General features: G+C 72.2%; 17 protein-coding genes. 4 read left to right on the top strand and 13 right to left on the bottom strand.

The features are described from left to right. Nucleotide 1: 1 nt before the first annotated feature. From ACFYUS_RS00085 to ACFYUS_RS00025, 13 genes are all read right to left on the bottom strand, one after another. The gene (locus ACFYUS_RS00085; RefSeq protein ID WP_388843986.1) at nucleotides 2–394 is read right to left on the bottom strand and encodes a YccF domain-containing protein; all 393 of its coding nucleotides are present in this window, start codon (nucleotides 392–394) and stop codon (nucleotides 2–4) included. Then, complete coding sequence (gene htpX, locus ACFYUS_RS00080; RefSeq protein ID WP_388843984.1) at nucleotides 391–1,254, bottom strand: zinc metalloprotease HtpX; 864 nt, start codon at nucleotides 1,252–1,254, stop codon at nucleotides 391–393. The genes ACFYUS_RS00085 and htpX overlap by 4 nt, the downstream gene beginning before the upstream one ends. Before the next feature lie 156 nt (nucleotides 1,255–1,410). Beyond that, nucleotides 1,411–1,860 carry a large conductance mechanosensitive channel protein MscL gene (mscL, locus tag ACFYUS_RS00075; RefSeq protein ID WP_388843982.1) on the bottom strand — a complete coding sequence of 150 codons (450 nt, stop codon included), beginning with the start codon at nucleotides 1,858–1,860 and terminating at the stop codon, nucleotides 1,411–1,413. Nucleotides 1,861–1,892: 32 nt separating this feature from the next. After that, nucleotides 1,893–3,413 carry an NADH-quinone oxidoreductase subunit N gene (locus ACFYUS_RS00070; RefSeq protein WP_388843980.1) on the bottom strand — a complete coding sequence of 507 codons (1,521 nt, stop codon included), beginning with the start codon at nucleotides 3,411–3,413 and terminating at the stop codon, nucleotides 1,893–1,895. Continuing rightward, nucleotides 3,410–4,963 (bottom strand): NuoM family protein, encoded by a 1,554-nt coding sequence (locus ACFYUS_RS00065; RefSeq protein ID WP_388845920.1) that lies wholly within the window; start codon nucleotides 4,961–4,963, stop codon nucleotides 3,410–3,412. The genes ACFYUS_RS00070 and ACFYUS_RS00065 overlap by 4 nt, the downstream gene beginning before the upstream one ends. 27 nt (nucleotides 4,964–4,990) lie before the next feature. Then, entirely contained in the window at nucleotides 4,991–6,967 is a 1,977-nt protein-coding gene (locus tag ACFYUS_RS00060) for an NADH-quinone oxidoreductase subunit L (RefSeq protein ID WP_388843978.1), read from the bottom strand. Further along, nucleotides 6,964–7,323, bottom strand: a complete 360-nt coding sequence (gene nuoK, locus ACFYUS_RS00055) for an NADH-quinone oxidoreductase subunit NuoK (protein WP_388843976.1) — start codon at nucleotides 7,321–7,323, stop codon at nucleotides 6,964–6,966. Before nuoK ends, ACFYUS_RS00060 begins: the two co-directional genes overlap by 4 nt. Beyond that, entirely contained in the window at nucleotides 7,323–7,871 is a 549-nt protein-coding gene (locus ACFYUS_RS00050; protein WP_388843975.1) for an NADH-quinone oxidoreductase subunit J, read from the bottom strand. The genes nuoK and ACFYUS_RS00050 overlap by 1 nt, the downstream gene beginning before the upstream one ends. After that, nucleotides 7,868–8,443, bottom strand: a complete 576-nt coding sequence (locus ACFYUS_RS00045; protein ID WP_388843973.1) for a NuoI/complex I 23 kDa subunit family protein — start codon at nucleotides 8,441–8,443, stop codon at nucleotides 7,868–7,870. Before ACFYUS_RS00045 ends, ACFYUS_RS00050 begins: the two co-directional genes overlap by 4 nt. A 2-nt stretch (nucleotides 8,444–8,445) precedes the next feature. Beyond that, entirely contained in the window at nucleotides 8,446–9,414 is a 969-nt protein-coding gene (locus tag ACFYUS_RS00040; RefSeq protein WP_388843971.1) for an NADH-quinone oxidoreductase subunit H, read from the bottom strand. After that, on the bottom strand, nucleotides 9,411–10,757 hold the full coding sequence (locus ACFYUS_RS00035; RefSeq protein ID WP_388843969.1) for an NADH-quinone oxidoreductase subunit C: 1,347 nt from the start codon (nucleotides 10,755–10,757) through the stop codon (nucleotides 9,411–9,413). Before ACFYUS_RS00035 ends, ACFYUS_RS00040 begins: the two co-directional genes overlap by 4 nt. After that, nucleotides 10,754–11,317, bottom strand: coding sequence for an NADH-quinone oxidoreductase subunit B (locus ACFYUS_RS00030; RefSeq protein ID WP_388843967.1), 564 nt, complete (start codon nucleotides 11,315–11,317; stop codon nucleotides 10,754–10,756). Before ACFYUS_RS00030 ends, ACFYUS_RS00035 begins: the two co-directional genes overlap by 4 nt. Then, the gene (locus tag ACFYUS_RS00025) at nucleotides 11,308–11,736 is read right to left on the bottom strand and encodes an NADH-quinone oxidoreductase subunit A (protein WP_174518279.1); all 429 of its coding nucleotides are present in this window, start codon (nucleotides 11,734–11,736) and stop codon (nucleotides 11,308–11,310) included. Before ACFYUS_RS00025 ends, ACFYUS_RS00030 begins: the two co-directional genes overlap by 10 nt. Before the next feature lie 160 nt (nucleotides 11,737–11,896). Here ACFYUS_RS00025 and ACFYUS_RS00020 point away from each other — a divergent pair, with 160 nt between their 5' ends. The 4 genes from ACFYUS_RS00020 to ACFYUS_RS00005 all read left to right on the top strand — a co-directional run. Then, complete coding sequence (locus tag ACFYUS_RS00020; protein ID WP_388843966.1) at nucleotides 11,897–13,078, top strand: sensor histidine kinase; 1,182 nt, start codon at nucleotides 11,897–11,899, stop codon at nucleotides 13,076–13,078. Nucleotides 13,079–13,197: 119 nt separating this feature from the next. Continuing rightward, entirely contained in the window at nucleotides 13,198–14,496 is a 1,299-nt protein-coding gene (locus tag ACFYUS_RS00015; RefSeq protein ID WP_388843964.1) for a sensor histidine kinase, read from the top strand. A 112-nt stretch (nucleotides 14,497–14,608) separates the two neighbouring features. Further along, nucleotides 14,609–15,280 carry a LuxR C-terminal-related transcriptional regulator gene (locus ACFYUS_RS00010; RefSeq protein WP_388845917.1) on the top strand — a complete coding sequence of 224 codons (672 nt, stop codon included), beginning with the start codon at nucleotides 14,609–14,611 and terminating at the stop codon, nucleotides 15,278–15,280. 283 nt (nucleotides 15,281–15,563) lie between these two features. Beyond that, nucleotides 15,564–16,906, top strand: a 1,343-nt coding sequence (locus ACFYUS_RS00005; protein WP_388843962.1) for a 2-oxoacid:acceptor oxidoreductase family protein, incomplete at its 3' end; no start/stop codon positions are given.

Below are 16,906 nucleotides of genomic sequence, written 5' to 3'. Positions count from 1 at the left end.
GCTAGCGGGTGGCGTACGGCTGGTCCGTCGGGACGATCTCCTTGCCCAGGGGGAGGAGCGAGACGGGGATCATCTTGAAGTTGGCGATGCCCAGCGGGATGCCGATGATCGTGATGCAGAGGGCGATGCCGGTGGTGATGTGCCCGAGCGCCAGCCACCAGCCCGCCAGGATCAGCCACAGGACGTTGCCGATGCAGGACGGCGCGCCCGCGTCGCGGCGGTCCACGACCATGTGGCCGAAGGGCCAGAGGGCGTAGATGCCGATGCGGAAGGCGGCGAGTCCGAAGGGGATGCCGATGATCGTGATGCAGAGCAGGACGCCCGCGAGCATGTAGCCCAGGAACATCCAGAATCCGCACAGGATCAGCCATATGACGTTGAGGATCGTCTTCACGGGCGTCGACCTGCCATCTGTTCGAGCCGGGCGATCCGCTCGGCCATCGGCGGATGGGTGGAGAACATCTTGGAGAGGCCCTGTCCGGGCCGGAACGGGTTCGCGATCATCATGTGGCTCGCGGTCTCGATCTTCGGCTCGGGCGGCAGCGGCAGCTGCTGCGTGCCGGCCTCCAGCTTCCGCAGGGCGCTGGCGAGGGCGAGCGGGTCGCCGGTGAGCTGGGCGCCCGAGGCGTCGGCCTCGTACTCCCGGGAGCGGGAGATGGCGAGCTGGATGATCGAGGCGGCGATCGGTCCGAGGATCACGATCAGCAGGTAGCCGAGGATGCCGGGGCCGTCGTCGTCGTTGGAGCGGCCGACCGGGATCAGCCAGGCGAAGTTGACCAGGAACATCACGACGGAGGCGAGTGCCCCGGCGACCGAGGAGATGAGGATGTCCCGGTTGTAGACGTGGCTCAGCTCGTGGCCGATGACCCCGCGCAGCTCGCGCTCGTCGAGGATCGCGAGGATGCCCTCGGTGCAGCAGACGGCGGCGTTGCGCGGGTTGCGGCCGGTCGCGAAGGCGTTGGGCGCCTGCGTCGGCGAGATGTAGAGCCGGGGCATGGGCTGCCGCGCCTGCGTGGAGAGCTCGCGCACCATCCGGTAGAGCGCGGGCGCCTCGAACTCGCTGACCGGTCGGGCGCGCATGGCCCGCAGCGCGAGCTTGTCGCTGTTCCAGTAGGCGTACGCGTTGGTGGCGATCGCGATGACGAGTCCGACGATCAGCCCCGTACGCCCGAAGAAGCTGCCGATGACGATGATGAGGGCCGAGAGCCCTCCGAGGAGTACGGCGGTCCTCAGCCCGTTGTGCCGGCGGTGCACGGTACGCCCTCCAGGTGGTGCGGCAGGGGAACCCTTTTCTTCGTGGTGGTTTCCACTCGTCCAGTGGACCCTCCCGCACTGGTCAACGCCAGGCGGGAGGTTCGGGTTCCCCGGCTCGCGCGGGGTGCCGTGTGGGCCGTACGGGTGAGGCGGTCCTCAGCGGGCGGCCGGGACCTTCTGCAGGCCGCCGACGGTGGGCTCGACCTCGCTGGTGCAGTGGGCGCAGCGGGAGGCGATGGCCGGGATCTCGGTGAAGCAGCGGGGGCAGTCGCGCTTCTCCGACTTCGGGTCCTTCGCCTCCTCCTTGGCGAACTTCTCCTGGATCTTCGTCATCGGGACGACGATGAGGAAGTAGAGGACCGCGGCGGTGATGACGAACGCTATGGCGGCGGCGATCGCCAGGCCGTACGGGAAGACGGTCTGGCCGACGGTGAAGCTGGCCTCGCTGAAGTCGCCGACCGAGCCCGTCGCCAGGCCGATGAGCGGGGTGATGAACGCCTTGCTGAAGCCGGTGACGACGGCCGTGAACGCCGAACCGACGGCCAGACCGATGGCCATCGAGATCACGTTCCCGCGAAGTATGAAGTCCTTGAATCCGTTCAGCACGGGGTGTCGCTCCTCGGTTCTCTGTGGGGGGATCAGAAGAGGCTGCCCGTCGCGAAGCGGAGGGCGAACTGCGGGTAACCCGACAGGACGACTCCGATGGCGGCGGTCAGCACGATCGCCAGGGTGACCGGCGCGGAGCCCCTGTGCGTGACGGGGGCGCCCTCCGGAGCGGCGCCCTCCGGCGCGCGGAAGAGCAGGGCCGTCCAGCGCAGGTAGTAGTACAGCGCGATCACGACGTTGACGCCCATGATCACGGCCAGCCACCCGAGGCCCGCGTCGACGGCCGACGAGAAGACGGTCACCTTGGCGAAGAGCCCGATGATACCCGGGGGCAAACCGGCCAGATTCAGGAGGAAGAAGGCGAGTGCGAGGGCGGCGCCGGGGCTGGACGCGTACAGGCCCCGGAAGTCCGCGATCCGGTTCTCGGGGCGGGTACGGGCGACGAGCGCGACGACCGCGAAGGCCCCGAGGTTCACGACGGCGTACATCAGGGCGTACGCGACGGTGGCGCCGACCTGGTCGTCGCTGGAGTACGCGGCGGCCGCGATCGGCACCAGGAGGTAGCCGGCCTGGGCGACGGAGGACCAGGCGAGCAGCCGGACCGCGCTCCGCGCGCGCGTGGACAGCTGGCGGAGCGCGGCGACGTTCCCGGCGGTCATGGTGAGCGCGGCGAGGGCGGCGAGCGCCGGGCCCCACACGTCCGCGTACGACGGGAAGGCGACGACCGTCACCAGGATCAGGCCGGTGAAGCCGACGGCCTTGCCGACGACGGAGAGGTAGGCGGCGACGGGCAGCGGGGCGCCGACGTAGGTGTCGGGCACCCAGAAGTGGAAGGGGACGGCGGCCGTCTTGAAGGCGAAGCCGACGAGGGTGAGGGCGACTCCGGCCTCGGCGAGGGTCTGGAGCTGTCCGGGGACGTCGTCGAGGCGCTGGGCGATCTCCGTGAGGTGGAGGGTGCCGGTCGCCGCGTACACGAAGCTGACGCCGAGCAGGGTGACGGCGGTCGCGGTGACGGAGGAGAGGAAGAACTTGAGCGCCGCTTCGCCGGACATGCGGTCGCCGCGCTTGAGGCCGACGAGCGCGAACGCGGGCAGCGAGGCGACTTCGAGGGCGACGACGAGGGTGGCGAGGTCGCGGGAGGCGGGCAGCAGGGCGGCGCCGGCGGCCGAGGACAGCAGCAGGAACCAGAACTCGCCGGCCGGGAGCCTCTCGCGGGTCTCGTCCATGGAGAGGAGCGCGGCGAGCAGCGCTCCGGCGAGGACGAGGAGCTGGATGACCAGGGTGAAGTGGTCGGCGGTGTAGCTGCACGCGGGCGCGTGGCCCTCGGCCTGGGCCTGGGCGGTCAGGCAGAAGGTGGAGCGGTCGCCGTCCCGCAGCGGCAGGAGGAGGGCGAGGGCGGCGGTGAGGCCGCCGATCGCGGTCCAGCCGAGGAGCTGCTTGCGCTCCGGCGGCAGGAAGAGGTCGGCGACGAGGACGACGAGGGCGACCACGGCCGTGAGGGTGGGGGGCGCGATCGTGAGCCAGTCGACGGACTGGACGAGGGACGACGTCATCGGGGGCCTCCCGCGAGGAGCTGCTGGACGGCCGGGTCGGTGAGGCCGAGGAGGACCGCGGGCCAGAGTCCGGCGAGGACGGTGAGGGCGACGAGCGGGGTCCAGGCGGCGAACTCGTACCCCTGGACGTCGGCGATCGCCGTCTCCCCCGCGGGTCGCGGGCCGCCCATGCAGACGCGGCGGACGACGAGGAGGAGGTAGGCGGCGGTGAGGAGGGTGCCGAAGCCGCCGATCGCCATGAAGGTGAGGAAGGCGGGGCGGCTGAGGCCCTCGGCCGGGTCGAACGCGCCGAAGAGGGCGAGCATCTCGCCCCAGAAGCCGGCGAGGCCGGGCAGTCCGAGGGAGGCGACGGCGGCGAAGGCGAGGAGGGCGCCGAGGCGGGGGGCGCGGCCGTAGAGGGCGGCGCCGGTGGCTCCGGCGAGGGTGTCGAGGTCGGCCGTCCCGTACCGGTCCTTGACGGCGCCGACCAGGAAGAACAGCAGGCCGGTGACGAGGCCGTGGGCGATGTTGGCGAAGAGGGCGCCGTTGACCCCGGTGGGGGTCATGGTGGCGATGCCGAGGAGCACGAAGCCCATGTGGCCGACGGAGGAGTACGCGATGAGGCGCTTGAGGTCGCCCTTGTTGCCGGGCTTCACCAGGGCGAGGCAGGCGAGCGATCCGTAGATGATCCCGGCGACGGCGAAGGCCGCGAGGTAGGGGGCGAAGGTCGCCATGCCCTCGGGGGCGATCGGCAGGACGATCCGGACGAATCCGTACGTGCCCATCTTCAGCAGGACGCCGGCGAGGAGGACGGAGCCGACGGTCGGGGCGGCGGTGTGGGCGTCCGGGAGCCAGCTGTGCAGCGGCCACATCGGGGTCTTCACGGCGAGCCCGAGACCGATCGCGAGAACGGCGATGACCTGCACGGACGTGGTCAGTCCACGGCCGTTGTCAGCGGCGAGCGCCACCATGTCGAACGTGCCCGCCTTCACGCCGACGAGGAGCAGGCCGAGCAGCATGACGACGGAGCCGAGCAGCGTGTAGAGGATGAACTTCCAGGCGGCGGCCTGCCTGCCCTCGCCGCCCCAGCGGGCGATGAGGAAGTACATCGGGATGAGGACCGTCTCGAAGGCCAGGAAGAACAGGACGAGGTCGAGGACGGCGAAGGTGGCGAGGGTGCCGGACTCCAGGACGAGCAGCAGGGCGACGAAGGCCTTCGGGGACGGGCCCGCGGGCATCTTGAAGTAGCTGTACAGCGCGCAGAGGAAGGTCAGCAGCGCGGTCAGGACCAGGAGGGGGAGGGAGATGCCGTCGACACCGAGGTGGATGCGCACGTCGAGTGCCCTGATCCAGCTGATGTCCGTCGTGGCCTGCATCTTCGACGGGTGGTCGTGGTCGAAGCCGAGGGCGAGGACGAGCGCGGCGAGCAGGATGACGCCGGTGACGGTGACGCCGTGGCGGAGCACGGCCTGGTCGGGTGACTTCCCCTTCAGCCCGGGCGGGGCGGGCAGGAGAGCGGCGGCGGCGCCGAGGAGCGGGCCGACGACGATCAACGCCAGGAGGAACTGCATCACGGATTCGCTGATATCGATCACGGGTCACGCTCCGGCGGCGTTGGCGAGGGCGACGGCGACGATCGCCAGGACGACGGAGCCGGCGAGCAGGGCGCTCAGATAGGTCTGCACGTTGCCGGTCTGGGCGCGGCGGACGAGCCAGCCGAGCCCCTTGGCGGAGTTCCCCGCGGCGCTCACGTACGTGTCGACGACCTCGCGGTCCAGGAAGCGGACCAGGGAGGCGGCGGCGAGTACGGGGCGGACGAAGGCGGCCCGGTAGACGGCGTCCAGGTGGAAGCCGTCGGCGGCGGCGCCGTGCAGCGGCCCCAGGAGGGCGCGGCCGGGGTCGGCCGGGTCCTCGGCGGGGTGCGGCAGGTGCAGCGCCTCGGCCTCGACCTGGCCCGCCTCGGCGTCCGGGTGGGCGACGTGCGGGACGGGGGCCGTGACCGGGGTGCGGGCGGCGAGGGTGCGCCAGACCGCGTAGGTGATGACGGCTCCTGCGGCGGCGAGGCCCGTGCCGAGGACGGCCGTGGTCAGGGTCGGGGTGAGGGGGTGCCCGTCGAACCAGTCGTCGAGGTACGTGACGGTCAGACCGAATCCGAGGGAGGGGATCGCGAGGACCCACAGGACGCTCGTCATGGCGATCGGCTGACGGCCGTGATCGGGGGCTTCGGCGCCGCGGCCGCGGAAGGTCCGCAGCCAGAGGCGGAGCGCGTACGCGGCGGTCAGCAGGGCCGTGAGCAGTCCGGCGACGAGGACGATCCAGCCGGCCCCGGCGGGGGCGACGTCCCGCTCGCCGAGGGCGGTGTGCTCGGCGGCCACGAGGACGGCTTCCTTGGAGAAGAAGCCGGCGAAGGGCGGGATCGCGGCGAGCGCGAGGAGGGCGACGGTCATCGTCCAGTACGCGTCGGGGATGCGCTTCGCGAGGCCGCTCATGCGGGACATGGCGGTGAGCGAGTTCGTACCGGCGGCGTGGATGACCGCGCCGGCGGCGAGGAAGAGCAGCGCCTTGAAGGCGGCGTGCGAGAGGAGGTGGAAGACGGCGGCACCCCGGTCGCCGACGGCGAGGGCGCCGGCCATGTAGCCGAGCTGGCCGATCGTCGAGTAGGCGAGGACCCGCTTGATGTCGTCCTGGGCGAGCGCGGCGAGCCCCGAGCCGACCATCGTGATCGCGGCCATCACGGCGAGCACGGTCATCGCGGCGGCGGAGGCGGCGAAGACGGGCAGCAGCCGGGCGACGAAGTAGATGCCGGCGGCGACCATCGTCGCCGCGTGGATGAGCGCGGAGACGGGGGTGGGGCCGGCCATGGCGTCCGGGAGCCAGGTGTGCAGCGGGAACTGCGCGGACTTGCCCGCGACGCCGGCGAGCAGCAGCAGCGCGATCAGGGTGGGGTGGTCGAGGCCGCCGCTCGCGACGGCGCCGAGGACGCCCCTGATCTGGAAGGTGCCCGCGTCGGTGGCGAGCGCGAAGAGACCGATGAGGAAGGGGACGTCGCCGAGCTTGGTGACGAGGAAGGCCTTCAGGGAGGCGGAGCGCGCCTCGGGGGTCTCCCAGTAGTGGCCGACGAGGAAGTACGAGCAGATGCCCATGACCTCCCAGCCGACCAGGAGCACCATCAGATCGCCGGAGTAGACGACGAGCAGCATGGCGGAGGTGAAGAGGGAGACGAGCGCGGCGTACGAGGGGTAGCGCGGGTCGTCGCGGAGGTAGCCGGTCGAGTAGATCTGCACGCAGGTCGCGACCACGCAGACGAGGACGGCGACGAGGGCGGCGAAGCCGTCGATGGAGAGGCTCAGGTCGATGGGGATCGAGCCGGTCGGGGTGAGCTCGGTGGCGGCGTCGATCGCCCTGCCCCCGCCCTGGCGGGCGGCGACGACGACGGCCAGGACCGCGGCGGCGAGCGTCGGCAGCACGGCCAGCGGGCGGACGAAGCCGGGCGCGGTGCGGCCGAGCAGGAGTCCGGCGGCGGAGCCGAGGAAGGGGAGGAGGGGGACGAGGACGGCGAGGGTGGTCGTGGTCACGCGGCGGCCTCGGCCTTCTCCTCGGCGGACGGCTGTTCCTCGGCCGCCGGCTGTTCCCTGGTGTCGCGGAGCCGGTCGATGTCCGCGGTGCCGCGGTTGCGGTGGACCATCAGGACGATCGCGAGACCGATGCCGATCTCCGCGGCGGCGATGGCGATGGTGAAGAGGGTGAGGGCCTGGCCGGCGTGGAGGGTGTCGCGGAGCCAGACGTCGAAGGCGACCAGGTTGAGGTTGACGGCGTTGAGCATCAGCTCGACGGACATCAGGACCAGGATCGCGTTGCGGCGGGCGAGGACGCCGTAGAGGCCGACGGCGAAGAGGAGGGCGGCGAGGACGGCCGGGTAGGCGAGGTGCATCAGCTCTCGTCCTCCTTCTTCTTCCGGGAGAGGACGATCGCGCCGACCAGGGCGGCGAGCAGCAGGACCGACAGCGCCTCGAAGGGCAGCACCCAGTGCTGGAAGAGGATCTCGCCGGTCACGTCCGTGGAGCCCTGGGCGGGTCCGTCGAGGTCGATCCAGGTCGTGCGGAACGCGTCGACGACGACCCAGACGAGGGCGGCCGCGGCGGTCAGCGCGACGGCGAGGGCGACCGGCCGGTTACCGGAGTCGGCGTCGGGGGAGCGGCCGATGGGGGCCTTGGTGAGCATGAGACCGAAGAGGAGGAGGACGACGACGGAACCGACGTAGATCAGGACCTGGACCCAGGCGATGAACTCGGCGGTCAGGAGGAGGTACTCGACGGCGAGCCCGCCGAGCGCCACGACCAGCCAGAGGGCGGCGTGCACCAGCTGGCGGGTGGTGACGGTGACGAGGGCGGCGCCGAGGGTGGCGAGGCCGACGAGGAGGAAGGCGACTTCGACGCCGGTGGGCGAGAGGAAGCCGGCGCTCTGTGCTGCGAGGGTCACTGCTGGTCCTCCTGGGCGGCCTCGGCGGCGGCCTGGGCCTCGGCGGCGGCCTGGGCGGCCGCCTTCTCCGCCGCCTTGCGGGCCGCGGCGATCTCCTTCGGCTCCTCCGCGCGCGGGTCGAGCGCGGGCGGCTCGGGGACCGTCCACATCCACTCGCGGAGCTTGTCGCGCTCGTGGGTGAGCTCGTGGATGTCGGTCTCCGCGTACTCGAACTCGGGCGACCAGAACAGCGCGTCGAAGGGGCAGACCTCGATGCAGATCCCGCAGTACATGCAGAGCGAGAAGTCGATGGCGAAGCGGTCGAGGACGTTCCGGCTGCGCTCACGGCCGCCGGGGGCGGCGGGCGGCACCGTCTCCTTGTGGGAGTCGATGTAGATGCACCAGTCGGGGCACTCACGGGCGCAGAGCATGCAGACCGTGCAGTTCTCCTCGAACAGGCCGATGACCCCGCGGGTGCGGGGCGGCAGCTCGGGCTGCACGTCCGGGTACTGCGCGGTGACGGTCTTCTTCGTCATCGTGCGCAGGGTGACGGCGAGGCCCTTGGCGAGGCCGGAGCCGGGGATCGGAGCCATGATTACTGGATCGCCACCTTCACGATGCCGGTGAGCGCGATCTGCGCGAGCGCGAGCGGGACGAGGGTCGTCCAGGCGAGCTTCTGGAGCTGGTCCTCGCGCAGGCGCGGGTAGCTCACCCGCAGCCAGATCACCACGAAGGCCAGGACGGCCGTCTTGAGGAGGGTCCAGACCCAGCCGAGGCCGTCGGCGCCCATGGGGCCGTGCCAGCCGCCGAGGAAGAGGACGGTGGTGAGACCGCTGAGGACGACGATGCCCGCGTACTCGGCGAGCAGGAACAGCGCGAAGCGGAGACCGGTGTACTCCGTGTACGCGCCGAAGATGATCTCCGAGTCGGCGACCGGCATGTCGAACGGGGGCCGCTGGAGCTCGGCGAGCCCCGCGACGAAGAACACCAGCGCGCCGATGATCTGCCAGGGCACCCACCACCACTCGAAGGCGTTCAGGATGCCGGGCAGGGACACGGTGCCGGCCGCCATCGCGACGGAGGCGGCGGCGAGCAGCATCGGCAGCTCGTACGCGAGCAGCTGGGCGGCCGTCCGCAGGGCGCCGAGCAGCGAGAACTTGTTCGCGGACGCCCAGCCGGCCATCAGGCTGCCGAGGATGCCGACGCCCATCACCGCCAGCACGAAGAAGATGCCCGCGTCGACGACCTGACCGACGGCTCCCTCACCGGGCCCGATCGGAATCACGACGAGCACCAGCAGGTACGGGAGCAGGGCCACGGCCGGCGCGAGCTGGAAGATCCGCCGGTCCGCTTCCTTCGGGACCACGTCCTCCTTCTGCGCGAACTTCACGCCGTCGGCGACGAGCTGCGCCCAGCCGTGGAACCCGCCCGCGTACATGGGACCGAGCCGGCCCTGCATGTGCGCCATGACCTTGTGCTCCGTCTGCCCGACCACGAGCGGCAGCACGAGGAAGCACACGAAGACGACGAGCAGCCGGAGGGCGACGTCGAGTACGTCGTTCACGCGGGATCGCCTCCGGCGGGGTCGGTGGGTGCATCGGCGCCGTCCCGCCCGGCGGGCGGCTCAGCGGGTCCGCCTTCGGCGGGGGTGTCTTCAGCGGCACGGACGGCGCCGGGCGCCTCCGGCTCGGGGGCGTCCGCCGGCGCGGCCGGCTCAGGCGCCGGAGCCTCCTCCGGGCCGGGGCTGTCCGCCGGGGCGGCTGGTCCCGGTGCCGGGGGCTCGGCCCCCTCGGCCGCGGCCTCGGCCGAAGGTTCCGGTGCCGCCGGGCTCGCGGGCTCCGGCGCCGCCGAATCCTCGTCGAAGGCCGGGCGGGCGTGGTGCCAGGGGGCGTCCGAGCTGCGGGTACGCGGGGTGGCGGCCGTCGCGCGGGGCGCGGAGGCGTCCGTGTCCGGCGCCTCCGGGGCCGCCGGGGCCGCCTGGCTCACGGAGCCGTCGGCCGCCGAGCGGGAGCGGCGCGGCGGGCGGGCCGAGGGGGCCGAGGTGTCCGTGGACGCGTCCGGTGCCGGGGCCGCCTGGCTCGCCGAACCCTCGGCGGCCGAGCGGGAACGACGTACCGGAGCCCCCGGCTCCGAGGACGCCGAGGTCTCCGGGGCCGCCGGGGCCGTCTGGCTCGCCGAGCCCTCGGAGGCTGTGCGGGTGCGGCGGGCCGGGGTGGTCGGCTCCGGGGTGGCGGGGGTGGGCTGGGTTGCCGAGCCTTCTGTGGCCGAGCGGGTGCGGCGGGCCGGGCGGTCGCCGGCGGTGGCGCGGGCGGGGCGGGTGGGGGCAGGGGGGAGCTGGCCCTTGAGGGGGCCCCATTCGTTGGGGTCCGGGACGCCCGGCGGGAGCATCTGGCGGCGCTTGGGGCCGCCGCCGTCGTGGGACTCGCCCGGCTCCTTGGCGCCCGGCCAGGCCTTGGCGACCCGGGCGGCGAGGACGAAGTCCTTGCGGAGGGGGTGGCCCTCGAAGTTCTCGGGGAGGAGGAGGGGGACGAGGTGCGGGTGGCCCTCGAAGGCCACGCCGAACATCTCGTGGGTCTCGCGCTCGTGCCAGCCCGCGCCCGCGTACACCCCGGTCGCCGTCGGGAGGACGGGGGCGTCGTGCGGGACCGTCGTACGGAGGAGGAGACGGCGGGGGTGGCCGGCGAGGGAGACGACGTGCGCGCACACGCGGAAGCCCGTGCCCGGTTCGTCCACCGCGCTCAGCCAGTCGAAGAAGGTGCAGCCCAGCTCGTCGCGGGCGGTCTCGAGGGCCGTGAGCCAGGCCGCCGGCGGGACGTCGACCGTCAGCAGGTCGTACGCCTGCTCCGCCGTCGCTTCCTCGCCGAAGATCTCCGTCACGGAGCCGGGGAGGGAGTCGTACGCGTTCATGCCCGGCCTCCCGGCGGGGGCGTCAGCGGGCTCGTCAGCTGGGAGACCGTGGCGGCGGTCGCGTACCGCTCCGCCAGGCTCTCCCGGGCGATCTTCTCCTGGAGCTTGAGGATGCCCTGGAGGAGGGCCTCGGGGCGCGGCGGGCAGCCGGGGACGTACACGTCGACCGGGATGATCTGGTCGACGCCCTTCGTCACCGAGTACGAGTCCCAGTACGGGCCGCCGCAGTTCGAGCAGGCGCCGAAGGAGATGACGTACTTCGGCTCGGGCATCTGCTCGTACAGGCGCTTCACGGCGGGCGCCATCTTGTCCGTCACCGTGCCCGAGACGATCATCAGGTCGGCCTGGCGCGGGCCCGGCGCGAAGGGGATCACGCCGAGCCGGATGAAGTCGTGCCGGGCCATCGACGCGGCGATGAACTCGATCGCGCAGCAGGCGAGGCCGAAGTTGAAGACCCACAGGCTGTAGCGGCGGCCCCAGTTCAGGACCACCTTCATCGGCTCGGGGGCGAGCCGGGCGAGCGTTCCCAGCTTCGGGGCGGGGAGCGGGGTCACGTCCATGTCAGGACGCCCTTCTTGTATGCGTAGAGCAGTCCCACGGCGAGGAAGCCCAGGAAGACGAACATCTCGACCAGGGTCGTGGCGCCGTAGCCGGGCGCGGCGAAGACCGTCGCCCAGGGGAAGAGGAAGATCGAGTCGACGGCGAAGATGACGTAGAGGAAGGCGTACACGTAGTACCGGACCTGGGTGTGGGCCCAGCCCTCCCCCACGGGGTCGACGCCGCACTCGTAGGTGAGGAGTTTCTCGGGCGTCGGCACGACGGGCCTGAGCAGCCGGCCGGCGCCGAACGCCACGGCGACGAAGAGCACGCCGACGACGGCGAGCAGGCCGACGACGGAGTACGTCTGGAAGTAGTCCGCCGCGTCGGCCGCGACAACGGTCGGTTCCCGCACGTCCGCCCCTCGGTCTCGGTGTCTCATGAGTCACTTCTGTACGGACGCGAGTCTAGGCCCTGCTAAAGGGACCGTAAGCAGTCGCGGGTGGCTCGGCCGGGCCCCGGCCGGGTGGGGATAGCCCCCCCTTCCGCTCACCCACCTCCCCCATGGCGTCGCACCCTCCCCGACCGGCAGTCTGGGGACCATGAGCGTCGATCTTGATCCCGTCGAGTCCTCCGGCTCCTCGGAGGCCCCCCGTCCGCCGCTGCGGTTCGCCTACGGGAAGGAGACCTGGAAAGAGGTCGCCTTCCTCCTCTCCAACCTGTTCACGGCACTGGCCGGTTTCGTCTACGCGGTCGTCAGCGTCGCGCTCGGCGTGGGCCTCGCGGTCACCGTCGTCGGGCTGCCGCTGCTCGCCCTCGGCCTCAGCGGCGCCCGCCTCATCGGCCGGTCGGAGCGGGCGCGGGCCCGGGCGCTGCTCGGCGTGGAGATCGCCGAGCCGTCCCCGCTGCCCTCGCGCGGCGGCTTCCTCGGCTGGCTGTGGTCCACGCTGAAGGACCCGGTGGCCTGGCGGACCCAGCTGTACGGGCTGATCCGGCTGCCCTGGGGGATCCTGACGTTCACCGTCTCCCTGGTCTCGCTCGTCGTCCTCTGGCCCGTCCTGCCGTTCCTGACCTACGGCCTGTCGTACTGCGACCGGGCCATGGTCCGCGGGCTGCTCTCGCCCTCCGACGAGCTGGAGCGGCGGATCGCCGAGCTGGAGTCCGACCGGGGCGTGGTCGTCGACACCGCCGCCGCCGACCTGCGACGCATCGAGCGCGACCTGCACGACGGCGCGCAGGCCCGGCTCGTGGCCCTCGCCATGGGCCTCGGCCTCGCGAAGGAGAAGCTGCTCGAAGACCCGGAGGCCGCCGCGGCGATGGTCGACGAGGCGCACGGCGAGGTGAAGCTCGCCCTCCAGGAACTGCGGGACCTCGCCCGGGGCATCCACCCGGCGGTCCTCACCGACCGGGGCCTGAGCGCCGCCCTGTCCTCCGTCTCCGCGCGCTGCACCGTGCCCGTGAAGGTGGACGTGGACCTGGCGGAGCGGCCGGCGGAGGCCATCGAGGGCATCGCGTACTTCACGGTGTCGGAGCTCCTCCAGAACGTCTCGAAGCACGCGCGTGCCCGGTCCGCCTCGGTGGAGGTGTGGCGGGCCGGCGACCGGCTGATGCTCCAGGTCGCGGACGACGGGGCCGGCGGGGCGCGCTTCGACGGCGGTACGGGGCTCGCGGGGCTCGCGGAGCGGCTCGGCGCGGTCGACGGGCTGCTCGTCCTGGACTCCCCCGAGGGCGGTCCGACGACGGTCACGGCGGAGCTGCCGTGGCGGTCCCGGCCCACCCGGTGAACGCAGGTAGGGAAAACCCCCGCCCCTAGACGCCGACCTTCCTCATGGTCCGGCGGGGCGCGGAACGGAACCCTGGAACACGTACCGCCCGCCCCTCCCAGCAGAGAAGGAACACCGTGATGGCGTCCCGTCGACTCCCCGCCGCGATCCGCGCGCCGTTCGAGGCCCGCACCTGGCGCGCCTTCCTGTACGTGCTGATCGGGCTGCCGCTGAGCGTCCTGTGGTTCGCGCTCTCCGTCTCCTTCGTCTCGGCCGGTACGGGACTGCTCATCACCTTCCTCGGCGTGCCGATCCTCGCCGGGGCGCTCGGGATGTGCCGGGGCTTCGGCGCGGTGGAGCGGGCCCGGGCGCGCGGGCTGCTCGACCTCGACGTGGCGGCGCCGGAGCCGGTGCGCGGGCGGACCGGCGGGGCGTTCTCCTGGATGGGGGCCATGCTGAAGAGCGGCGCGTCGTGGCGGCACCTGCTGTACGCGGTCCTGCACATGCCGTGGGCCGTCTTCTCCTTCTCGGTGACCGTGGCGCTGTTCTCCTGGGGCTGGAGCCTCTTCACGTACCCGCTGTGGCAGTGGGTCTTCCCCACGTGGGTGGGGCAGGACGGGATCCAGCTGTACGGCGACGCGACCCACTCCTTCTACCTCGACGCGCCCTTCGAGATCGCCGTGACCAGCCTGATCGGGCTCGTGTTCGTCCTCATCGGACCGTGGGTGCTGCGCGGGCTGGTCTCCGTCGACCGGCTCCTCGTCTCCGGGCTCCTCGGCCCGTCGCGCCTCGCCTCGCGCGTCACCGAGCTGGAGTCCGACCGGGGCGTGGTCGTCGACACCGCCGCCGCCGACCTGCGACGCATCGAGCGCGACCTGCACGACGGCGCACAGGCCCGGCTCGCCGCGCTCGCCATGGACCTCGGGCTCGCGAAGGAGAAGCTGGCCCAGGACCCGCAGGCGGCGGCCGTCCTCGTCGACGAGGCGCACGGCGAGGTCAAGCTCGCCCTCCAGGAACTGCGCGACCTCGCCCGGGGCATCCACCCCGCGGTCCTCACCGACCGGGGCCTCGACGCGGCCCTCTCGGCGGTCGCCTCCCGCTGCTCCGTCCCGGTCTCCGTGGACGTCGACCTCCCGACCCGGCCGGTGCCCGCGATCGAGGGCATCGCGTACTTCACCGTCTCGGAGCTCCTCCAGAACGTCTCCCGCCACTCGGGCGCCCGGCGCGCCTGGGTGGACGTGTGGCGGACCGGTGACCGCCTGATGCTCCAGGTACGGGACGACGGCGTGGGCGGCGCGGGCGTCTCCGACGGCAGCGGCGGGGGGTCCGGTCTGGCAGGGCTCTCCGAGCGGGTGGGCGCGGTGGACGGGGTCCTGGCGGTGGACTCCCCTGCCGGCGGGCCCACGACGGTGACGGTGGAACTGCCCTGGCGGGCGTAGCTCCGGACCGCGCCCGTCGCGGGCCGCGCCCCGCCGGGGGCCCGCGAATGCCATGCTGGGGTTCCAGCGGATCACCGAGCATGGGGCGGGACAGAACGTGAGTGTGCAGGACGTGGCGGGGCGGGTACGGGTGGTCATCGCCGAGGATTCCGTACTGCTCCGGGAGGGGCTGACCCGGCTTCTGACCGATCTGGGGCACGAGGTCGTCGCCGGGGTCGGGGACGGCGAGGCACTGGTGGAGACGGTGGCGGGGCTCGCGAGCGAGGGCGCGCTGCCGGACGTGGTCGTGGCCGACGTACGGATGCCGCCGACGCACACCGACGAGGGCGTCCGGGCGGCGGTGCGGCTGCGGAAGGAGCACCCCGGCCTCGGGGTGCTCGTGCTGTCGCAGTACGTGGAGGAGCAGTACGCCACCGAACTGCTGGCCGGTTCCAGCCGGGGCGTGGGGTACCTGCTCAAGGACCGCGTCGCGGAGGTCCGCGAGTTCGTGGACGCGGTCGTACGGGTGGCCGGGGGCGGTACGGCCCTGGACCCGGAGGTCGTGCAGCAGCTGCTCGGCCGGAGCCGTCAGCAGGACGTCCTCGCGAACCTGACTCCCCGCGAGCGGGAGGTCCTGGGTCTGATGGCGGAGGGCCGGACGAACTCGGCGATCGCGAAAGCGCTGGTCGTGAGCGACGGCGCGGTCGAGAAGCACATCAGCAACATCTTCCTGAAGCTGGGCCTCTCCCCCAGCGACGGCGACCACCGCCGGGTTCTCGCGGTATTGACGTACCTGAAGTCCTGATCATCTGACACTCTGTCAGATAACCTGGTCCTAGACCCAAGGGATGAGGCGGAACCAGACTTTCCGGAACACTCCGGGTGGCGACAGAACGTGACGATTCAGGGCAAGAGGGCGTCTCAAAAAGAGGTCCAGGATGCGAGAAGTCCCGGGAAGGCCCCCCTTACCGTCGTAGGGTGGGCCTCGGGACGGTAGGTGATCTCCACACGGGAGCCGCCTGCCGCACCCCGAGCCTTCTCCCCGCCTCCGGCGGAGAGTCCCCTTGCCGCGAGGGAGGTCCAGTTCAGTGACCAGCCAGGTCAGTAGCGAGGCCGGTGAGGCCCTGGTCGGGGAGCAGCGCAGCGCCCCGGCGACGCCCCGCCACGGCACCGAGAAGGAAGTGCGCCGGCTCGACCGGGTGATCATCCGTTTCGCGGGTGACTCCGGTGACGGCATGCAGCTCACGGGTGACCGCTTCACCTCGGAGACGGCGTCCTTCGGGAACGACCTCTCCACGCTGCCGAACTTCCCCGCCGAGATCCGCGCCCCCGCCGGAACCCTGCCGGGCGTCTCGTCCTTCCAGCTCCACTTCGCCGACCACGACATCCTGACCCCCGGCGACGCCCCCAACGTCCTGGTCGCCATGAACCCCGCCGCCCTCAAGGCCAACATCGCCGACGTCCCCCGCGGCGGCGAGATCATCGTCAACACCGACGAATTCGCCAAACGCGCCATGGCCAAGGTCGGCTACACCACCTCCCCCCTGGAGGACGGCTCCCTCGACGGCTACCGGGTCCACCCCGTGCCGCTCACCACCCTGACCCTGGAGGCCCTGAAGGACTTCGGGCTCTCCCGCAAGGAGGCCGAGCGCAGCAAGAACATGTTCGCGCTCGGACTGCTGTCCTGGATGTACCACCGGCCCACCGAGGCCACCGAGGCCTTCCTGCGAACCAAGTTCGCCAAGAAGCCGCAGATCGCCGAGGCCAACATCGTCGCCTTCCGGGCCGGCTGGAACTTCGGCGAGACCACCGAGGACTTCGCCGTCTCCTACGAGGTCGCCCCCGCCACCCGGGCCTTCCCCACCGGCACCTACCGCAACATCTCCGGGAACCTGGCCCTCTCCTACGGGCTGATCGCCGCCTCCCGGCAGGCCGACCTGCCCCTCTACCTCGGCTCGTACCCGATCACGCCGGCCTCCGACATCCTGCACGAGCTGTCCCGGCACAAGAACTTCGGCGTGCGCACCTTCCAGGCCGAGGACGAGATCGCCGGCATCGGCGCCGCGCTGGGGGCGGCCTTCGGCGGCTCACTGGCCGTCACCACCACCTCCGGCCCCGGGGTGGCGCTCAAGAGCGAGACGATCGGGCTCGCGGTCTCCCTGGAGCTGCCGCTGCTGATCGTCGACATCCAGCGCGGCGGCCCCTCCACCGGCCTGCCCACCAAGACCGAGCAGGCCGACCTGCTGCAGGCGATGTACGGCCGCAACGGCGAGGCCCCCGTCCCGGTCGTGGCCCCGCGCACTCCGGCGGACTGCTTCGACGCGGCCCTGGAGGCCGCCCGGATCGCGCTCACCTACCGCACCCCGGTCTTCCTGCTCTCCGACGGCTACCTGGCCAACGGCTCCGAGCCGTGGCGGATCCCGGACGTCGG

The sequence above is a fragment of the Streptomyces sp. NPDC004284 genome, from assembly GCF_042874035.1.
Taxonomy (GTDB): Bacteria; Actinomycetota; Actinomycetes; order Streptomycetales; family Streptomycetaceae; genus Streptomyces.
This window is presented reverse-complemented; position numbering and strand designations above follow the sequence as displayed.